The organism is Jilunia laotingensis, assembly GCF_014385165.1.
GTDB lineage: Bacteria > Bacteroidota > Bacteroidia > Bacteroidales > Bacteroidaceae > Bacteroides > Bacteroides laotingensis.
Map to the genome: position 1 here is coordinate 2581601 of NZ_JACRTF010000001.1, position 20028 is coordinate 2601628.

Below are 20028 nucleotides of genomic sequence, written 5' to 3' on the forward strand. Positions count from 1 at the left end.
GTGCCGACTTTATAGTGAATCGATGTGTCAATGGATTTTGCAATTATTCCGCAAACCCATTGACTCATTGGCATATTGGCACATTAGTATGTTATTTTTGTTTCTAGGTTGTATTCCTGCTTTTGCTCAGGCGCTTCAACCGATGCCTATTGTAGAAAAAAAGGTAGAATACGATGCTTTGACCAATCGATATCTTATCCGCACTTATATTGGAGGGCAGGAGATGGAGGTACCTGTGATCATGACGCCTGCCGAATATCTTGATTGGAGCATGAAGCGTTCCATGCAACAGTATTACAGACAGCGGAATGATTCTGTTTTTAGTAAAGGGAAGGAGCAATTCGACTTTACGAATATGAAATTCAATCTGGGGCCTGCAGAAAAGATTTTTGGTCCGGGTGGTGTTCAGATTAAAACCCAGGGAAGTGCAGAATTGAGCTTTGGGGGGACATACAAAAATGTACAGAATCCGACCCTTCCTGAGAGTATGCGTAAGACTTGGGGATTTGATTTTGATGAAAAGATAAATGTCAATGTTAATGGTAAAGTAGGTGATAAGGTTAACCTTGACATGAATTATAATACTGATGCGACTTTTGATTTTGACAGCAAGAAGTTGAAATTGAAATATGAAGGTAAGGAAGATGAAATAATCAAACTCCTTGAGGCGGGTAATGTGAGTATGTCAACCGGCAATTCGTTGATTCGTGGGGCGACTTCTTTGTTTGGCGTACGGGCAGATTTACAATTCGGAAAATTGAAATTGCAAACAGTTATCAGCCAGCAGGAGAGTGAGTCGAAAACCGTGAATAGTAAGGGTGGGGCGCAGACAACGAGCTTTGACTTTTCAGCTGATGCTTATGATGAAAACCGGCACTTCTTCTTGGCACATTATTTTCGTGATACTTATGATCAGAGCATGTCGCAGTTGCCGAATATTATTTCCGGAGTTAAAATCAATCGTGTTGAAGTATGGGTGACCAATAAACGAAGTAATATTGATAACCCACGTAACATAGTGGCATTTACGGATTTAGGAGAGGCTAAACATATCAGTAACCCTCGTTGGAGTCCTGAGGGAGGAGGCAATTTGGTTCCGAGAAATGCAGCTAACACTTTGTATTCCGAAATGGTGAATAACTATAAAAGTGCGCGTGATATAAGCCAGGTAAACTCTACGATGTCCGCAATTGATATGGAAAACGGAATGGATTATGAGAAGATAGGGGATGCCCGGTTACTTACTTCTTCAGAATATACCATAAATACTACTTTGGGCTATATCTCCTTAAAACAGACATTGCAAGCGGACGAAGTTCTTGCCGTAGCATTTGACTATACGATCGGTGGAAAAACGTATCAGGTTGGTGAGTTCTCGTCCAATATAACAACGACAAGCGAATGCTTGTATCTCAAGCTTCTGAAGAATACATCCAATTCTCCCGATGCAGGTAGTTGGGACTTAATGATGAAGAACGTTTATTCTTTGAATGCTTATCAAATACAAAAAGAGAAATTTACACTTAATATTACCTATCTGAGTGATACCACCGGTGTTTATTTGCGCTATATTCCGGAAGGAAATAAAAACATCAATAAAGTTCCTTTGCTGAAGGTGATGAATCTTGACCGTTTGAATAGCCAGAATAAATTAGGGGGCGATGGATTCTTCGATTTTGTGGAAGGATATACAATTAATGCACAAAATGGACGTATCTTTTTCCCTGTTGTGGAACCTTTTGGTTCACATTTGAAAAAAATGATCGGAGATGATAAAGAGCTTATAGATAAATATGTTTTTCAGGAACTTTATGACTCTACCCGTACAGTTGCCCGGCAGTTGGCAGAGAAAGACAAATATCGGTTGGTAGGTGAATATCGCGCTTCTTCTGCCAACGAAATTCGTTTAGGAGCAATGAATGTCCCCCGTGGTTCTGTTCGTGTTACTGCTGGTGGGCGTACCCTGACTGAAGGATCGGATTATTCTGTGGATTATACGATGGGCGTGGTTACGATTCTTAATCAAAGCCTTATTGACGCAGGTACTGCAATCAGCGTTAATCTTGAAAGTAATACATCCTTCAACATGCAACGGAAGACCATGTTGGGTTTGAATTTTACTTATGACTTTTCACCGGATTTCCAGTTTGGAGGTACGATTATGCATTTGAATGAGAAACCAATGACTACCAAAGTGGCTATGGGGGATGAGCCGATATCAAACACTCTTTGGGGATTTAATGCTTCGTGGAAACGTGAAAGTCAGTGGTTGACAAATGTTATAGACAAACTTCCGTTTGTGGAGGCTACCGCTCCGTCCAATATTAATTTAGGGTTGGAATTTGCGCAACTCCTTCCAGGGCATAGTAAAGGATTGCAAGATAATGCCTCCTACATCGATGATTTTGAAAGTACGCAATCCGGCATTGATTTAAGGCAACCCTCTTATTGGCAGTTGTCTTCTGCTCCTTTCGGTGCTAAAGGCCCTAATCCGAATGATCCTAATTCGGAAGGAATCTTATTCCCTGAAGCCGCGTTGACAGACAATACGGATTATGGGAAGAACCGTTCTTTATTAGCTTGGTACCATATTGATGGTTTATTTACTCGTAGAAATTCATCCCTTACACCCACTCATATTAAGAATGACTTAGATCAACTATCAAATCATTATGTCCGTGAGGTTTATGAACAGGAACTTTTCCCGAATAAAGAGTTGAATTATCAGGAAGCTGCCACACTATCGGTGCTGAATGTTGCGTACTATCCTCAAGAGCGTGGTCCTTATAATGTTGATACGGATTTGGATAGAAATGGAAACTTAAAGAATCCGGAAAAACGTTGGGGAGGTATGATGCGCAAGATTGAGACTACGGACTTTGAAACGGCTAACGTGGAATATCTGGAATTTTGGATGATGGACCCATTTATTTATGCTGATGGGGATCAACCTGGAGAGAGTAGAATTAGCCGGAGTGCAAGAGATGCTGATGAAGGGGGATATCTTTATTTGAATTTGGGAGACATTTCCGAAGATATTCTGAAAGACGGGAAGAAATTTTTTGAAAATGGTTTGCCGATTGATGGTGATGCTTCTAAAGTAGAGTATACAAAATGGGGACGTGTTCCTAAAGATCGGAGTTTGGTTTACGCATTTGATAATTCTGCTGATGCACGAAAAAAACAAGACCTCGGATTGAATGGGCTTTCCTATGAAGAGGAACGCAGTTTTTCAACTTATTCCGATTATTTGGCAAAGATACAGCCTATACTTGATCCGGAAGTGTATGAGAAATTTAATGAATCACCTGCCGCAGATCGGTATCACTATTTTCGTGGATCGGATTATGATGCTGAGGAAAAGAGCATTCTTGAGCGTTATAAATATATCAATAATACGGAAGGGAACTCTGTTGCAGAAAAAGATTCACCTGAGGGTTATCCTACTGCTGCCAAAGAATCTCCGGATATTGAAGATATCAATCAAGACAATACCCTTTCTGAAACGGAAAGGTATTTCCAATATCGTATCAATCTGTTTCCTTCCAAAATGGAAGTAGGGCAAAATTACATTACGGACAAACGTGTGGCAAGTGTCAGATTGCGTAATGGTAAAAATGAAGATGTAACCTGGTATCAGTTTAAAGTGCCTATACGTAGTGGTACCCCTATTGGGAATATTAAGGATTTCAAGTCTATTCGGTTTATGCGTATGTTCCTTACAGGGTTTAAAAAACCGACTATTCTTCGTTTTGCCACATTGGAACTGGTGCGTGGAGAATGGAGGGTTTATACCGATGCATTGAATAATTCACAAAATCCGGCTCCTACTGTCAGCGGTACTCTTGATGTATCTGCTGTTAATATAGAGGAAAATGGCGACAAAACACCGGTGAATTATGTAATGCCTCCGGGTATTACCCGTGTAATCGACCCGGGACAACCGCAACTTCGTCAACAAAATGAACAGGCTATGAGTCTTAAACTGGAGAATTTATCTCCCGGAGATGCACGTGCTGTTTATAAGAATTCCGGTATGGATATGCGACAATACCGCAGGTTAAAGATGTTTGCTCATGCGGCTGCGTTGACAGGTGATATAACTGATCCTAAAGATGGAGAATTGTCCGTATTCATCCGTTTAGGTACCGACTATCGTTCCAATTATTATGAATATGAAATCCCGTTGAAATTAACTCCTCCGGGACGGTATAATAATGACTCCGAAGCTGATCAGCTTTTGGTTTGGCCAAAAGATAATAATCTGGATATAGCTTTATCTGTTTTGACTGATTTAAAGAAGAAACGTAATCAGGCAAAGAATAATCCTTTGTCAGGTGTCAGTTATGGTAAGCTATATTCTGAATATGATCCGGATCAACCGGCCAATAAAGTAAGTATTATTGGTAATCCTTCCTTGGCTGAAGTGAAAACTATGATGATTGGTGTGCGAAATAATTCACGTGCTAAAAAGTCTATTGAAGTTTGGGTAAATGAATTGCGATTGGCTGATTTTGATGAAGATGGAGGATGGGCTGCACAGGGTAATATGAATGTACAACTGTCTGATGTCGGTAGTGTGAATGTTGCAGCTCACGTAGAGACTGCCGGGTTTGGCGGTTTGGAGCAAAGTGTAAGTGAACGGCGTTTGGACGACTATTATCAATATCAATTTACTACGACTCTTGAACTGGGGCGTTTCTTCCCGAAAGCAGTGAAACTGAGCGCACCTGTTTATTTCTCTTATTCCCGGGAAAAAACATCTCCTAAATATAATCCTTTGGATAAGGATATGCTGTTGAAAGATGCTCTCGATGCTTTGGCCTCCGATAGAGATCGTGATTCATTGCGCAATATAGCCAATGAAATAACTGTCCTCAAAAACTTCAGTTTGAGTAATATGCGAGTGGGTGTGGTCAGCAAGAACCCTATGCCGTATGATCCGGGTAACTTCACTATAAGCTACAGTCGTATGAAAAAACATAATCAGGGTAGTACGACCGAGTATGAAAATGAAACGGATTGGCGTGGGGCACTCTCTTATAATTATTCACCTGTCTATAAGGCATGGGAACCTTTTAAGAAAATGAAAAGTAAATCTAAGTGGATGAAGTTTGTGAAAGATTTAAACTTCAGTTACTTGCCACAGAATATTTCATTCAATACGGACATGGACCGTCATTATTACGAACTGCAATTGCGTGATATGGAAAATTTGAACGATCCTGTTGGTATTCCGATCAGTGTAGCAAAAGAATTCTTATGGAATCGCGATTTCTCTTTGCGTTGGGATTTGACAAAAAATCTTCGTATGAATTTTACGTCAGCTACACATGCCGAGATAGAGGAACCGTATGGAGCCTTGAATCGTGATATTTATAGTAAGGATGAATATGAAGCGCGTAAAGATACGATACGCCGTAGCCTGCTTCATTTTGGTCGTCCTATTGACTATCAGCAGACTTTTAACGCATCTTATAAATTGCCTTTTGATAAATTTCCTATTACGGATTGGATAACGGCTGATACCCGTTTCAATTCATCTTATAATTGGGATAGAGGCGTATCTCTGTCGGATGGCATCGAAATGGGAAATACAATTGCGAACCAGCGTTCCATTGATGTCAATGCCCGTTTCAATTTGGAAACCTTATATAATAAGGTGCCTTTCCTTAAAGCTACCAATCGTCGTTTTGCTTCCTCCTCTTCCCAACGTCGTCCGGATGTCCGTAAAAAGGAGAAGCCTAAACGCTATGAAAAGGAAATACAATTGAAACAAGATACTACGGTCACCGTTCGTCACGGCTTGGCCTCAAAGAAACCTAAAGTATCCGCTCTTACAGTGGATGGAAAACGATATCCGATTCGTTATAAGGTGATAGATGCTAATACAATACGTATCGAAACACGTGATAGTGTAAGATTGAAACTGACTGCCATTCAAGGTCCTAAACCGGAAGATGAGCGTTGGTATAAAATTGCACAATCTGCTGCTCGTGTGGCTATGATGGTTCGAAACGTGAGTGTTACATATAAGAATACTTATGCAATGACTTTACCCGGATTCCAGCCAGAGGTAGGAGATATGTTAGGTCAACGCAGAGGTGATTATGGGTTTGCTCCGGGATTGGACTTTGCCTTTGGCCTTACTGGAAATGATTATATAGACAAGGCCAAACGTAATAACTGGCTGGTTAAGACAGATTCCGGGAATGAGCAAGATAGTATTGCTGTCAGTTCGATAGGTGCTGCTACCACAAATGCTCAGGAAGATCTTCAGATTCGTATGACACTGGAACCTGTTCGTGATTTGAAAATTGATCTCAGGGCCGGACGTACTCGGAACAGTTCTCGCGAGATACAGTTTATGTTTAATGACATGCCTGAAGTTCAAAGCGGTAATTTTAATATGACTATTATAACTATTGGTAGTGCATTTGAAAAGCACAAACCTTCTAATGGTTATTCTTCATCCGCTTTTACACGTTTCCTTGGAAATCTGGAAGTCATTCGGCAAAGAGTGGAATCGCGATATGCGGGTGCAGTCTATCCTGAAGGGACATCGGCAGCCGGTCAACCTTTCGATCCGGCAAAAACTCCTGTTAATGCCTATACTCCGGATGTCATGATTCCGGCTTTCTTGGCGGCTTACACTGGACGTGATGCCGGTAAAAGTGCCCTTGATTTGTTCCCTGGAATGCTTTCAATGATGCCTAACTGGACGATCACCTATAGCGGTTTAAGTAAGCTTGACTTTTTCAAGAAATATTTTAAAAGCTTTACGATCAATCATGCTTATCGCAGTACCTATAGTATAGGTAGCTATAGTACGTTCCAGACTTATCATAATTATATGGGTGATCTTGGATTTGTAGATGATGTACAGACAGGTAGTCCGATTCCTTCTTCTATGTATGATGTTTCGGCTGTTTCCATCAATGAGCAATTCTCACCTTTGCTGGGTGTGGATATGACTTTCAACAATGGAATCACCACTAAAGTCGAATACAAGATGACCCGTATTCTTAATCTCAGTCTGGCGGCTAATCAGATTGTGGAAAGTGCAACGAAGGATTTTGTATTGGGTATGGGGTATAAGATTGTCGGACTTGAGTTGTTTCCGGGGAGAAACACCAAAAATTCAAAAAGCAAAGTGAGCAATGACTTGGCCTTACGTATGGATGTTTCGTTCCGTAACCAGTCAGCTCTTTGCCGATATATTCAAGAGGAAACTACGCAAGCTACAAGTGGAAACAAAGCTTTGAAAATTTCATTCTCTGCCGATTATCAATTGAGTAAACTTTTGAGCGTCCGTCTTTATTATGACCGTCAGAAAAATACTCCGTTGGTATCTGCCGCTTCTTATCCGGTCACGAGTGCTGATTTTGGTATGAGCTTGAAATTTTCACTAACAAGATAGTGTATTTGATATGGGAAATAATAAAAAGATATATATGCAATCATGGCTTGAAAGCCATCATCGCACAAAAGTAACATCGACCGATGCATGGTATTTGGATTTTGCTAACAAGCTTATTTCTATGATTGATTCTTCTGGTTTGTATACGGACAAAACATGGGCTGAAAAACAGTTTGCTGCCAAGCTATTGACTTTATATTTGGAAGATTGTGTAGCCGAAGACGGGGGATGGCATCACTTTTGCAAGTTGTATTCTAAACGCTACGGTGATCGTTTACCTTTTTTTGTAACCCCTGAAGATTATATTCCGGATGAAATCAATAAGGTTGATATTGCGTTTATACTTTGGACGATCAATTGCAGAAAAACTTCTCATTTGGTAATAGCCGATCCGTTCGATGAAAATACTTTGGAGTTGGCAGCACAAGTGTATACTTTTCTTGATGAATATTTTGAGCAAGCCCCTATTTGCGATATACCATCCAATGATTGGGTGATGCTATCTGAGCAATTAATTAAAGACAAAACGATGGTACCGGAGATAGAGTCTGGTATTAAGTTACCGAATAGTGTTGAACTTTTCCTGAAAGCTTCTGATGGGCAGCAATTGATGTATTTTCCTTGTTATGAGGATATGGAAAGCTTCTTTATAAATCACCTGCATTGGAAAGCTGCTGATCTTCCCGATAAGCTGGGTGCAGAAGAAGGAAATATCGTAGTTTATGCTAATCCTAAAGGTTTGTTAGTGGCACCCAGTGTTGCTTGTTTTTTCTGTGACAAACGTAATGAGACTTACGATTCGACATACGCAGTGAATGAAGGATATAAAGTATTTACTGAACAAGGTTATTGTCCGTTTGATTTAGTGAAATATGCCGTTGAGCATAAATTGTTTCCGGATATTCGCTTGCCATTTAAAAACGGGAAGGATATATTGTGGAATAATTGGGATTTTATTGCTCGTTATTTTTTAGGAGAATTTTATGAAGGAGATTAATGATGGTTGGAGGAAAAACTAAAGTACAAAGCGGAAATTACCGTCCTAAAAGTTCGGGAAAGGCAAAGCCTACAGGTAAACGTATCGGCAAATCAAAGCCTTCGAAGGCAAATAATCAGTTGAATAGAAGAGTGAAATAATCTATTTCACTCCCGACATAAGTAGCATCATAGGGACGGTGGAGTTCGTTTTTCATCCCCGGAATAACATCGAAAAGAGTGCGATCTGGTTCCGGTTCAATCCATTCTCCTGCACCTCTCAGACCATAGATGGAGCGTGACATCTTGCAGTATCGGTCGAAGAATTTCTCATCACCGTATTTGTTTTCTTTCATATCGTTTTTTGTTATTGGAACAAATATTGATAGCTTCGTGCATATTCTGTTTTCAACGCCTAACCTTTTTAGAAATTATTCGTTATTTTTGTAGATATGATTATAAACAAGAAGATGTCATGGATTGGAATAACAGTTTGATTGAAGGTTTGCAATGGTCCGATATTATTATTAATAAAGAAGGTAAAGAGCGTGTGGCGAAAGAACTTGCGTTACGTGTTAAAGAGAATGAAGTAATAGGGGCGGGTTCAGGTTCCACGGTGTATCTTACTCTTTTTGCGATAGCGGAAAGAATCAAATCTGAACATATGCGAATTGAAATAATTCCAGCTTCTATGGAGATTTCTATGACTTGCACCCAATTGGGGATTCCGCAAACTACTTTATGGAATAAAAGACCGGACTGGACATTTGATGGTGCAGATGAGGTAGATCCCCTACATAATTTAATTAAAGGGAGAGGGGGAGCTTTGTTTAAAGAAAAATTACTGATAAGCTGTAGTAAGCGCACTTTTATTGTTATTGATAAAAGCAAATACGTTTCCCGTCTGGGAAATAATTTTCCTATTCCTGTTGAAGTATTCCCTCTAGGATTGGAATATGTGGACGATCGGTTGATGACGTTAGGTGCTTCTAAAACAATTTTAAGGATGGCAAAAGGTAAGGATGGTCCTATCTTGACTGAGAATGGTAATTTTATCCTTGATGCTTGGTTCGATACTATCGATTTATCCTTGGAGAAGGAAATCAAGGGGATTACCGGAGTCATTGAAAGTGGATTATTTATCGGTTATAATGTCGAGGTTTTAGTCGCTGAATGATTATAATAATTCTATTCTTTTTATTTGTTCTATTAATATTGCTGTTGTTATTAAATTGGAGTCATCTGAAGTAAAGCGAATAATACCATCGGATGATGCAATATAAATTCTTGGTATGTTCCTTGAGGCAAATTTATTGAAAATTGTAGCATCATCCTGTGCAGAATATGGGAGGGTGAAATGATTGTCTGTCCAGTATTGTGTCATGCTTTCATAACCTTGCGCTCTACTGATGACAATAAATTGGATATTCCGGTTATTATTAAGTTGTTGATAAGCTTTTTCCAATTCTGGCAGTTCTGCCCTGCAATCGGGACAACCGGTATTGACAAAGGCTATCAGGCTGACTTTATCTTTTAATGTACTTGTTGAAACTGTTATTCCGTGATTGTCTTTCACAGAAAATTCAGGAAGGGGATCGCCTATTTTCAGTGAGAATATATCTGGATCATCATCTTGTATACACATGCTGAAGAAGAATGGGATGATTGCCAGTGTGACAAAAAATTTTAGCTTATCCATGAAATGTTATATTTATTTTAAGCCAATAAAGTAAGAACCTATTATTGGCTCAATTTGTTTCAAGGAATTGTTATTTTGTAGCTTCCTCCTGCCTCTTTTGTTCTATTTTCTTGGTTACGAACTGAATTTTCATGTTAGCTTCCTCTTGCTCTTTCTTTATTTGTTCCATACCTGATAATATTTGTGATAGTTCGTAAATACCTGCCAATGCCTGTTTATCGGCCGCTGTCATTGTGGTAGAATATTTTCGTTCACCGATATATTCTACTTTGATGTTTTTATCACGGTTCAAATAGAGAAATCCCATTACATTGCCATCAGCTCCCATCTTATAATCGGCTTTCTCAATTTTCTCTCCTAAATCGGATGTTTCATAACTGTCTTTTGAAGCTGGTGTTTCTGCAAAACTTCCATCCGGTGCTATTACTTTTACAGCAAAATGGTGTATGTTATTATTTCCACAATAGATGGAAGTCATACTCATTACGCCTTGTTCATTGACCTGAAAGCGCAGGAAGGAACGGTGCAGATTTTTTTCGACTGTTTGTGTCGGCCAGAAATAGTTACCTATTTGCTGATATTCGGAATCTTTTTCTAATACGTATTTATCGATGATAGCATTCAATTCTTTTTGTTTTACCTGCATCATGCTGTCCAGGTAAATCAGGCTTTGCTGCTGTTCCTCGAGTTCTACCTGTTGCATTAGCTTTTGCCCTTCTCTACGTATATCGAAAGCTTTCGGATAGAGGATTTTTACACTGTCTATCTGTAATTTTGCTTCATTATAATCTCCTTGACCGAAAGCTGTCCGGGCAAGTTCCAATCTTTCCGCAGCTTTCTTTTCCATATCATTCCCACAAGAGACCATTAACAGAGTGGTACATATTCCTGCAATCAGTTTATTCATTTTGTTCTTATTTAGTATATTGGCAACAAAAATACAAAATTTGAGTGAAGAGTGAAAAGTGAAGAATGAAAAGTTGTACCTTTGTACCTTTTCAACTTATAAAATCAGTCGGAAGTATTCAATGGAAAGTGTGGCTTTTTCGTTGCTGGGCAATTTTCTGGACTTCTGGCCATGACTATTAAGTTTTAACTACATTAAGAGATTATGATAGAGTTGACTCAGGAAGAATTGAAACAACGCTTTAGTGATAAGATATTCGGGCAGATTTCAGAAACAGCCGATGCATTAGGATTTGAATGCTATGTGGTAGGAGGATACGTACGTGATTTGTTTTTGGAACGACCTTCCAAAGATATAGATGTGGTCGTTGTAGGCAGTGGCATTGAGATGGCGCAAGCGATGGGAAAGCATTTAGGTAAAGGAGCGCATGTGGCTGTCTTTAAGAATTTCGGAACAGCCCAGTTGAAATATCATGGGACGGAAGTGGAGTTTGTCGGTGCCCGTAAAGAATCTTATCAACGGGATTCTCGTAAACCGATTGTGGAAGATGGTACTTTGGAAGATGATCAGAACCGCCGTGATTTTACGATCAATGCACTAGCTGTCTGTTTGAACAAGGAGCGTTTTGGTGAACTGGTTGATCCTTTCGGTGGAATGCAGGATATGAAGGAGAAGACGATCCGCACCCCTTTGGATCCTGATATTACTTTTAGTGACGATCCGTTGCGTATGATGCGTTGTATACGTTTTGCTACGCAACTCAGATTTTATATTGATGATGATACTTTTGAGTCTCTTTGCCGTAACCGTGACAGAATCAAGATTATTTCACGGGAACGTATAGCCGATGAACTGAATAAAATTATTCTGTCGCCCGTGCCTTCCAGAGGATTTATTGATCTTGATCGGAGTGGTCTATTGCCGCTTGTTTTTCCTGAGTTAGTCGCTTTACAAGGGGTTGAGTCTAGAAATGGCAGGGCACATAAAGATAATTTTTACCATACTCTTGAAGTTCTTGATAACATCAGTAAAAAGACAGATAACCTTTGGCTTCGTTGGTCGGCTTTGCTGCATGATATAGCCAAACCGGCTACTAAACGTTGGGAACCGAAAGCAGGATGGACTTTCCATAACCATAATTTTATCGGTGAAAAAATGATCCCAACCATATTTCGTAAAATGAAACTTCCTATGAACGATAAGATGAAATATGTTCAAAAAATGGTAAGTCTTCATATGCGTCCTATTGTGATAGCGGATGATGTTGTTACCGATTCGGCTGTAAGGCGCATGCTATTTGAGGCAGGAGATGATATTGATGATCTGATGACGCTGTGTGAAGCGGATATTACTTCAAAGAATATGGAACGTAAACAGCGCTTTCTCAATAATTTCACACTTGTTCGTCAGAAGTTGAGGGATTTGGAAGAAAAGGATCGGATACGAAATTTTCAGCCTCCTGTGACTGGAGAAGAAATTATGGAAATATTCGGACTTACCCCCTGTAAAGAGGTCGGCTCGTTAAAAAGTGCTATTAAGGATGCCATTTTAGACGGTGTTATCCCCAATGAATATGAAGCTGCCCGTGACTTCATGCTTGCGAGGGCAAAGAAAATGGGACTTGTTCCCGTGAAATGAAATCATCGTTCGGAAGAAATGTCGGTTGTATTTAAGTGAAATACATCCGGCATTTTCTATCTCTTTATTCTTAATTTAAAAAGCTGTGTTGTAACGGAAAACCGTGATGAAATATACTTTTATACTACTTGTTTTTGTTATTCTTTTTTCTTTTCTGTTCCATTTGAAACGAATCTTCTCTAAGGAAGAAAAAAAAGTCTTTTATTTAATTCTTCATTCGATAATTAATGCTTACTTTGCAAAACATAATTAAACATAAACTAAATCATTTTAAAGGTATGGATAAGATAAGACGAGGATTTTGCTCTTATAAAGGGGTGTGTTTCTTCTTTGTTGCCGCTCTTTTTTGCGGACATGCTATGGGGCAAGTAGTTGAAAAAAGAACCTTTATGGCACAAAAGACAATTGATGCATTTGATAATACGACGTTCTGTACGGCTTATTTGTCCGATGGAATGATGTATACGATGCGTGATATTGCTGTTGCAGATTTACGGAAGGTTGGTCGTATAACATTTAATCCGACTGGAAGTTCCCTTGCTGTATTACGTGAGAAAAAGCCAGTGGCTATTTATTCATTTCGTGACAGAAATAAAAAGTTGTTCGAACTGAAAGAGAAGCGGAAAGATTTGAAAGAAAAGCCATTCCCGGTAGCGATGTGTTATGGAAGTGATGCGCGTAATTTTATTGTATCCAATACGTTAGGGGAAATTGTGATTTACGATACCAAGGAATATCTACCTCAATTTTACATTCAGGGTACCGCTCCGGCAACAGCATTGGCAATAAGTTCGAATAATTATTTTATAGCTTCGGCCGTTGGTAAAAACGTTGTAATCTGGAATTTTCAGACAAAGGAGCAACGCAAATCTATTCCGATGCCTGCTTTGGTTAAAGAAGTTGTTTTTTCACCGGATGCCTCATTGATGGCAGTGACTACGGATGACAAACGACTCACAATCATTGAAACGAAAACTTGGGATAAGGTAGATATATTTGATAAGTTGGGGGGGATGCTTTCTTCACCGTCATTCCATCCGGAAGGGAAATATTTGAGTGTAATCCGTGACAATAAGGATATTCTGATTGTAAATCTCAAGAATAGTGTTGTTGAACAGGAACTATCCGAGCCTCAAGTAGGTGTGGTGGGAACCCGTTTTTTTAAGAATAATCAGAATAGTGAGGTCTATTTATTATCTAACCGTCCTAATAAGATCATTTTCTGGGATGCCAATGGTTTGAATCCTTTCTTTGGTAAGATAATGAGTAAGGAAGTAGATGCCAAGATGAATGATTGGGTGAAGATGATGCAAGGGGAGTCGATGGAGGAGTATGCTATCCGTGTGAACGATGAAACCCGTATGAAGCAGCAACAGATTTTTGCTCAAGAGGTAGCAACGGAATTAGCCGGTGACCGTATATCTATTGATAATCCATTCGTCGGGAATTATGACGCTTCCAGCAATATGTTGAATATCGATTTCAAACAATTGCCTTCTATTTCTTTGGAAGTACCTGCAGGTGAAGTTGATGATTTCGGGGATGCCAAGAATTTGAAGTTTGAAAATGCAGTCTATGTGCTAAATGATAAAGATGAGTTCGAGCTTGCCTATGTGGAAGTAAAGAATGAGACTACGAACAAGGTATATATCTATGATAATATCGGGCGTACCAGATTGACAGCAATGGAAGTGGATGATAATTTTGTTCCGCTTGAAATCATGCAGCAAGCCACACGTGAGGAGGTTCAGTTGAAGGAGATTAAAGAACAGGTGGTAGAAGAGAAAAAGCAAGATAAACTGATTACTGATAATACCCAGATCAATGTGAAGACAGAGGTAGTTCCGGGAGTAGATGCTGATGGAAAGAAAATATTGAATTATAAAGTCGGTTATCAATATGAAGTGATAAACAAAGAATTCTCAGCAAAGGAGGATTTTCCTTCAGGAGGCTATAACATCGAGAAATCGAATGCTGCCATGTCGTTGATGAAGATTATCAAAAATGCTTTTGAAGGTGATTTTGCTAAGTATCTGAACGAAGGTAAACAAGTAAAAGTTATCATTACCGGGTCGGCAGATGCCAGTCCGATTCGTGGAAAGATAGCTTATGACGGCCGTTACGGTGAATTTACGGACGAACCTTATTATAAAGACGGTAACTTGGATAATATTACAGTAACCAAATCGTCCGGTGTTACTCAGAACGAACAGCTTGCTTTATTACGTGCGGCAGGTGTTCAGAATTATATCGATAGAAATGTTACGACATTGAGTAATACCAAAAATCAATACGAGTATCATGTGGAGGTAGCCAAAGAACGAGGAGGAGAATACCGTAAGATAAACGTAGAGTTTATAATTTTAGATGCATTCAAACAATAAACAGACAATGAAACGATTTTTTTTACTGACATTCATTTTTACTGTAGGAGTCTTGGCAGGCGAGATATCGGCTCAAGATGCCGCTTCTGCCTCCAAGCATGCAAACCAGCAATATGTACTTTTTGAAAGTGAACGTGATAAAGGCACGAATATTACTGCCATGTATGATTATCTGTTGGATAGTTATAACAATTTTGTGAAGGTAGTCGAAGCACCGGATAACGGTCAGTATCTGGAAGGAGCAAAGAACCGGCTTCGTTCAATATATCCCTACCTTTTGAATGGAGCAGTTTACTATTCGGAACAAAAACAACCTGCTAAAGGATTGGATTTTTCGGCTGCATACATAGATTTACCGAATTTGCAAGTGTTCCGTAGCGAATTACTGCCACGAGATAGCCGCTATCCTTCTGTAGTTTATTACGCTGCCGTTTCTGCTTTCAACTTGCAAAAGAATGAGCAAGCACTGAGCTATTTTCAGGAATACCTCGCTACAGGTTCTGCTGCGCAGGAAAAAGACTGCTATGTGTATATGAACATGATATATCAGTCGCAAAAGAAGTATGCCGATCAGGAACGTATCTTGTTAAAGGCACATGAGAAATACCCGGTATCCCTTGATTTTCTGTATAATTTGGTCAATGTTTATATTTCAACCAAAGATACGGAGAAACTGTTGGGGGCTGTGGACAAGATTCTCGAAGTCGATCCAAACAATGATAAAGTATTGCCTATCAAGGCACAGATTCTCCAACTTCAAGGTAAAAATGTAGAATCATTGGAGATCTTTAAAAGACTCTATACTTTACACCCTAATGACTTTGGCGTGATGACGGGATTGGCTCGTGCCAATTTTAATTGTGCTACTGAAATTGTGAATAATGGCATTACAGTGGCTAACGATACCGAATATGCATTAATCCGCCAACGTGCATCGGGTTACTTGTTGGATGCGAAAGATTTATTCTTGAAAATTCTGGAGAAAGAACCTGCCTCCAAACCCTATATGCAGGGGTTGGCGGGAGTATATCAGTATATGGATATGAAGGCCGAAGCGGAGGTTTTGAATAAGATTATTGACGATGGTGCTTCCTATACTTCGTTCCCCAGCCGTTTGATGGCTTATAACGAAGAATTGAAAAAAACGGAAAACGTTGTACAGGAACAATCAACTGTCCCTGTGCCAGTAGAACCGGCTATGTTGGTGATACGCGTTGATAGTTTCATTGATGGCAATAATAATAAGGTGATTGATGCCGGTGAAAGTTTTGCTGTGCAGTTTACGGTAGAGAATAAAGGAAAAGGAGATGCGTACAACATTCGTCTTCGTTTGTCCGAGCAACAAGGATACGACCAATACTTTGAAGGTCCACGTGAATTGGATGGCGGTAACATTCCTGCCGGGACATCCAAGGAATACACTTTCCGATACATCGTTAAGAAAGAGATGCCTACCACTCTCACAAAGATCAACATTTATGCTTTTGAAGCCAATGGTTTTGATGCCGATCCGTCGGAACTGATTGTGAATGCGCAGGAATATGCAATGCCACGTCTACGTATAGCCGATCATCAGTTCTTTGCCTCCGAAGGCTCATCGATAACATTGGGAAAAAATGGAAAACTGACTATTGCTATACAGAATTTCGGAACAAAAACAGCACGAAATGTAAAAGTGAATTTTACTTTGCCTAAGAATGTGTATACTACGGATAGCCCTGAAATGACTATAGATAGCATTGCTCCGGGAGATGTAGCTACGCTCGATTATGGTTTTCTTGTAAACAAACGCTTTGATGAAGACTCCGTGGCTGTGATGTTAGGCATATCCGAATCTACCCGCACCGCATATTTGAATGAAGCTTATAAAGTGAAAGTCGGTGAATACCTGACTGCTGCCAGTACCATGAATCTGAGTGGAAATATCGTTGCACAACGGAAAGCGGTGACTAAAGACTTTTCTTTGACATTTAAGAGTGAATTGATGGAAGACATTCCGGTAGGAGCGGTGAATCGTCATCGGTATGCCCTGATAATAGGTAATGAAGATTATAGTATGACGGGAGCGAATGCTGAAATTAATGTGCCGTATGCAGTGAATGATGCCATGGTATTCCGTGAATATTGCGTACGTACTTTCGGTGTGCCGGACAATCAGATAAAGGTCGTCCCGAATGCAACCGCCGGCATGATGCACGAGCAACTTGACTGGTTGGTAAATATGGCAAGTACCGATCCGGAAGCGGAACTGATATTCTATTATTCCGGTCATGGCAACAATGACGAGGCCACGAAAGAACCCTATCTGTTACCTGTTGATATTACCGGGAAAAATATTCGTTTGGGAATCTCATTGTCAGAGTTATATAAAGAGTTGGCTACTTATCCCGTAAAAGGAGCTTATGTTTTTCTGGATGCTTGCTTTAGCGGGGGATACAAAAGTGCTGCTCCCTTACTTGCGCAAAAAGGTGTACGTGTGGTTCCGAAAGTCGGATTGCCTCAGGGAAATACGCTTAGTTTTTCCTCAAGTAGTGGTGATCAGACTTCCAGTGTCTATCACGATAAGAAGCAGGGATATTACACTTATTATCTGATCAAGACAATTAAGGATGCGAAAGGTGATCTTTCCATGAAAGATTTGTTTGAAAGAACCAGTGCCGCTGTGAAAAAGGCAACTGCCATGATCGGTAAGATGCAGGAACCGCAGTGTATGGTTTCTCCGACATGGGTGGGTTGGGAAAGTTTAAGATTAGAAACCCCTGCCGCCACTCCTGTTCCTTAAGGTGTTATTATTCTTGATTGAGGTAAACTTGCCGGACGGAAAACAAATAATAATTTCCGTCTGGCAAGTTTATTTTTTGTGTTTATAAGGAATACTTTTGATAGATTGTTGGGCCTTGGAATTATATTGTGGGAACAAAAGGGTTCATCTAAGTGTTAAACATCTATCCCCTTGGGAGTATTCTTAATAAGAAAGGACTATTGTTATGGCACAAAAAGATGTTGAACTGGTGATGACACCCGGTGAAGTACACTGGGTAGGAGATGGTTTCAGGGTACACAATTTCATACCCAGCCGTTCCCATTTGGAAAGGGAGCGTATGGATCCATTTATTTTGCTGGATTATAATTCGGAGTATGAGTTTGCGCCTGTTCGTAAACCTTTGGGAGTGGGAGTACATCCGCACCGTGGATTTGAAACGGTAACTATTGCTTATAAAGGCAAAGTGGAGCATCATGATAGCAATGGCGGAGGCGGTATCATAGGGGAAGGAGATGTACAATGGATGACTGCTGCTCGTGGGGTGCTTCATAAAGAATTCCATGAAAGGGAGTGGAGCGAACAAGGTGGCTTATTCCAGATGGTACAACTTTGGATTAACTTGCCTGCAAAGTTCAAGATGAGCCATCCGCGTTATCAGGCTATTCCTAATTCGGAAATGGTAAGGGTGAAACTACCTAAGGATTACGGGTTCGTGGAAGTGATTGCAGGAGATTATGAAGGGAAACGGGGACCTGCCAAAACATTTAGTCCGGTGAATCTGATGAATGCTCGTTTGAGTCAAGGCGGAAAAGCGGAATTTTCTTTCCCAGCGAATTATAATACCGCATTATTGGTAGTGAAAGGTGCCATCGTTATTAATAAGACAGAAAAAGCACCTGTCGATCATTTTGTGCTTTTCAAGAATCAGGGTGATACGTTTGAAATTGAGGCGACCGAAGAATCTGTTGTACTCGTGATGAGCGGTGAGCCGCTGAATGAACCGATTGTTGCGCACGGCCCTTTTGTGATGAATACCAAGCGTGAGATTATACAGGCATTCGATGATTTCAATCAAGGAAAGTTCGGATATTTGAAAGATTAATGTTTTTGTACTTTTACCCTAAATGCCGGGATAATGGTTATATTCTGACATACTCCCATTATGAAACAGAACGTGTTTAGCCGATTTTAATAGAATGCAATTTCTGAGAAAGGACAATTCCGATAAAAGAGGAATTGTCCTTTCTGTTTTCGTGCCTTTATTTGAATGCAATTCCTCAATAAAATACATATGACAAAATGGCTCTGTAGTTAATAATAGGTTATTTCCAACCGGATGTAGCGGACTTTGAGAATTGCAGATTCAAAACTTATTTTCAAATACGGAATTGTCTTTTAGCCATGCAGCAGTGAAAAAGATGGGAACTCCAAAATTCTTTGGACTTACTTCTGAATTTATATAATCTATTAGATATGCTAATGGGTTATCCGGTGTTATGTTTTCCTTAGCAAGAGGGTCTAAAATCAGTGTTCTGACAATTGAATTAGCCATAATGGACTTGCTCTTTTGGGAGATCTCATTTCCCTTTTGCGTGGAAGTATTGGTTATTACTTCATTCAAGGCTGCTTTGATGTCTTGATAATCATAGTCTGATTCTAGGATCAGAATCGCTCTTTTTCCGAACTCAATAGAATTGACATAAACGAGTTCGTTCTTTTGCTCCTGAACGGATGGATCGTCACTCAAGTTTTCCGGATTATCCATATGTATGGAAAAATAGCTTTGACTGATGTCCAGCATGGCAGCTGTTTTCTTTGTTAAATTAGGAGACGATATTCCCAAAAGGGTGGATAAATCTATCTTCTCTCCAAATGACAACGCCAATTGGCTGTATGAATCCAGTTGCTTTATCGTAAATGAAAACTGATAGTTAGGCTTTAATACATTGTTTTCTTCTAACCTTTTTTGGATTGCGTTGATCATGTTCTCGTACGATGGAATGATTGTTTCCGATTTCAAAGGAATCGTGTAACTGAGGGCTATGGGATTCATTTGAACCTTTAAAAATTGATGTTCGGCTTTGTTTATTCCATTTGCCTTGATCAGTCCCCCGATAAAAATTTCCTGAGGAGCTTTGACTGCGAAACGGGTAGAACTTTGTTGTTCGTTTTGGGCATTTAAACAAAAATAGAGTACGAGTTGTAAAGTGATATATATAATTGTTCTTTTCATGATCTGTA

10 protein-coding genes and 1 pseudogene are annotated in these 20028 nt (G+C 39.8%); 7 read left to right on the top strand and 4 right to left on the bottom strand.

The genetic code is table 11. From position 1 onward, the window contains the following. Nucleotides 1-22: 22 nt before the first annotated feature. Both sov and H8744_RS09820 read left to right on the top strand, forming a co-directional pair. Nucleotides 23-7420 carry a T9SS outer membrane translocon Sov/SprA gene (gene sov, locus H8744_RS09815; RefSeq protein WP_439649378.1) on the top strand — a complete coding sequence of 2466 codons (7398 nt, stop codon included), beginning with the start codon at nucleotides 23-25 and terminating at the stop codon, nucleotides 7418-7420. 34 nt (nucleotides 7421-7454) lie between these two features. Then, nucleotides 7455-8417, top strand: a complete 963-nt coding sequence (locus tag H8744_RS09820) for a DUF3843 family protein (protein ID WP_262434662.1) — start codon at nucleotides 7455-7457, stop codon at nucleotides 8415-8417. A gap of 235 nt (nucleotides 8418-8652) precedes the next feature. Here the strand turns inward: H8744_RS09820 and H8744_RS09825 are convergent. Beyond that, nucleotides 8653-8751: pseudogene (locus H8744_RS09825) on the bottom strand (class I SAM-dependent methyltransferase); the annotation flags it as partial. A 119-nt stretch (nucleotides 8752-8870) separates the two neighbouring features. Here H8744_RS09825 and rpiA point away from each other — a divergent pair. Further along, the gene (gene rpiA, locus H8744_RS09830; protein ID WP_262434663.1) at nucleotides 8871-9572 is read left to right on the top strand and encodes a ribose 5-phosphate isomerase A; all 702 of its coding nucleotides are present in this window, start codon (nucleotides 8871-8873) and stop codon (nucleotides 9570-9572) included. On the opposite strand, the gene H8744_RS09835 is transcribed toward rpiA, so the two are convergent. After that, on the bottom strand, nucleotides 9573-10094 hold the full coding sequence (locus H8744_RS09835; RefSeq protein WP_262434664.1) for a TlpA family protein disulfide reductase: 522 nt from the start codon (nucleotides 10092-10094) through the stop codon (nucleotides 9573-9575). 70 nt (nucleotides 10095-10164) lie between these two features. After that, a complete protein-coding gene (locus H8744_RS09840; protein WP_262434665.1) occupies nucleotides 10165-11001 on the bottom strand; it encodes a hypothetical protein in 837 nt (278 codons plus the stop codon). Between the two features lie 204 nt (nucleotides 11002-11205). Here H8744_RS09840 and H8744_RS09845 point away from each other — a divergent pair, with 204 nt between their 5' ends. The 4 genes from H8744_RS09845 to H8744_RS09860 all read left to right on the top strand — a co-directional run bounded on the left by H8744_RS09845 (nucleotide 11206) and on the right by H8744_RS09860 (nucleotide 18889). Continuing rightward, nucleotides 11206-12639, top strand: a complete 1434-nt coding sequence (locus tag H8744_RS09845) for a CCA tRNA nucleotidyltransferase (protein WP_262434666.1) — start codon at nucleotides 11206-11208, stop codon at nucleotides 12637-12639. A 278-nt stretch (nucleotides 12640-12917) separates the two neighbouring features. Next, a complete protein-coding gene (locus tag H8744_RS09850) occupies nucleotides 12918-15023 on the top strand; it encodes a WD40 repeat domain-containing protein (RefSeq protein ID WP_262434667.1) in 2106 nt (701 codons plus the stop codon). A 7-nt stretch (nucleotides 15024-15030) separates the two neighbouring features. Further along, entirely contained in the window at nucleotides 15031-17805 is a 2775-nt protein-coding gene (locus H8744_RS09855; RefSeq protein ID WP_262434668.1) for a caspase family protein, read from the top strand. Between the two features lie 205 nt (nucleotides 17806-18010). Then, the gene (locus H8744_RS09860) at nucleotides 18011-18889 is read left to right on the top strand and encodes a pirin family protein (protein WP_262434669.1); all 879 of its coding nucleotides are present in this window, start codon (nucleotides 18011-18013) and stop codon (nucleotides 18887-18889) included. 261 nt (nucleotides 18890-19150) lie between these two features. Here H8744_RS09860 and H8744_RS09865 read toward each other — a convergent pair whose 3' ends face one another. Next, entirely contained in the window at nucleotides 19151-20020 is an 870-nt protein-coding gene (locus H8744_RS09865) for a thiol-activated cytolysin family protein (protein ID WP_262434670.1), read from the bottom strand. Nucleotides 20021-20028 lie beyond the last annotated feature (8 nt).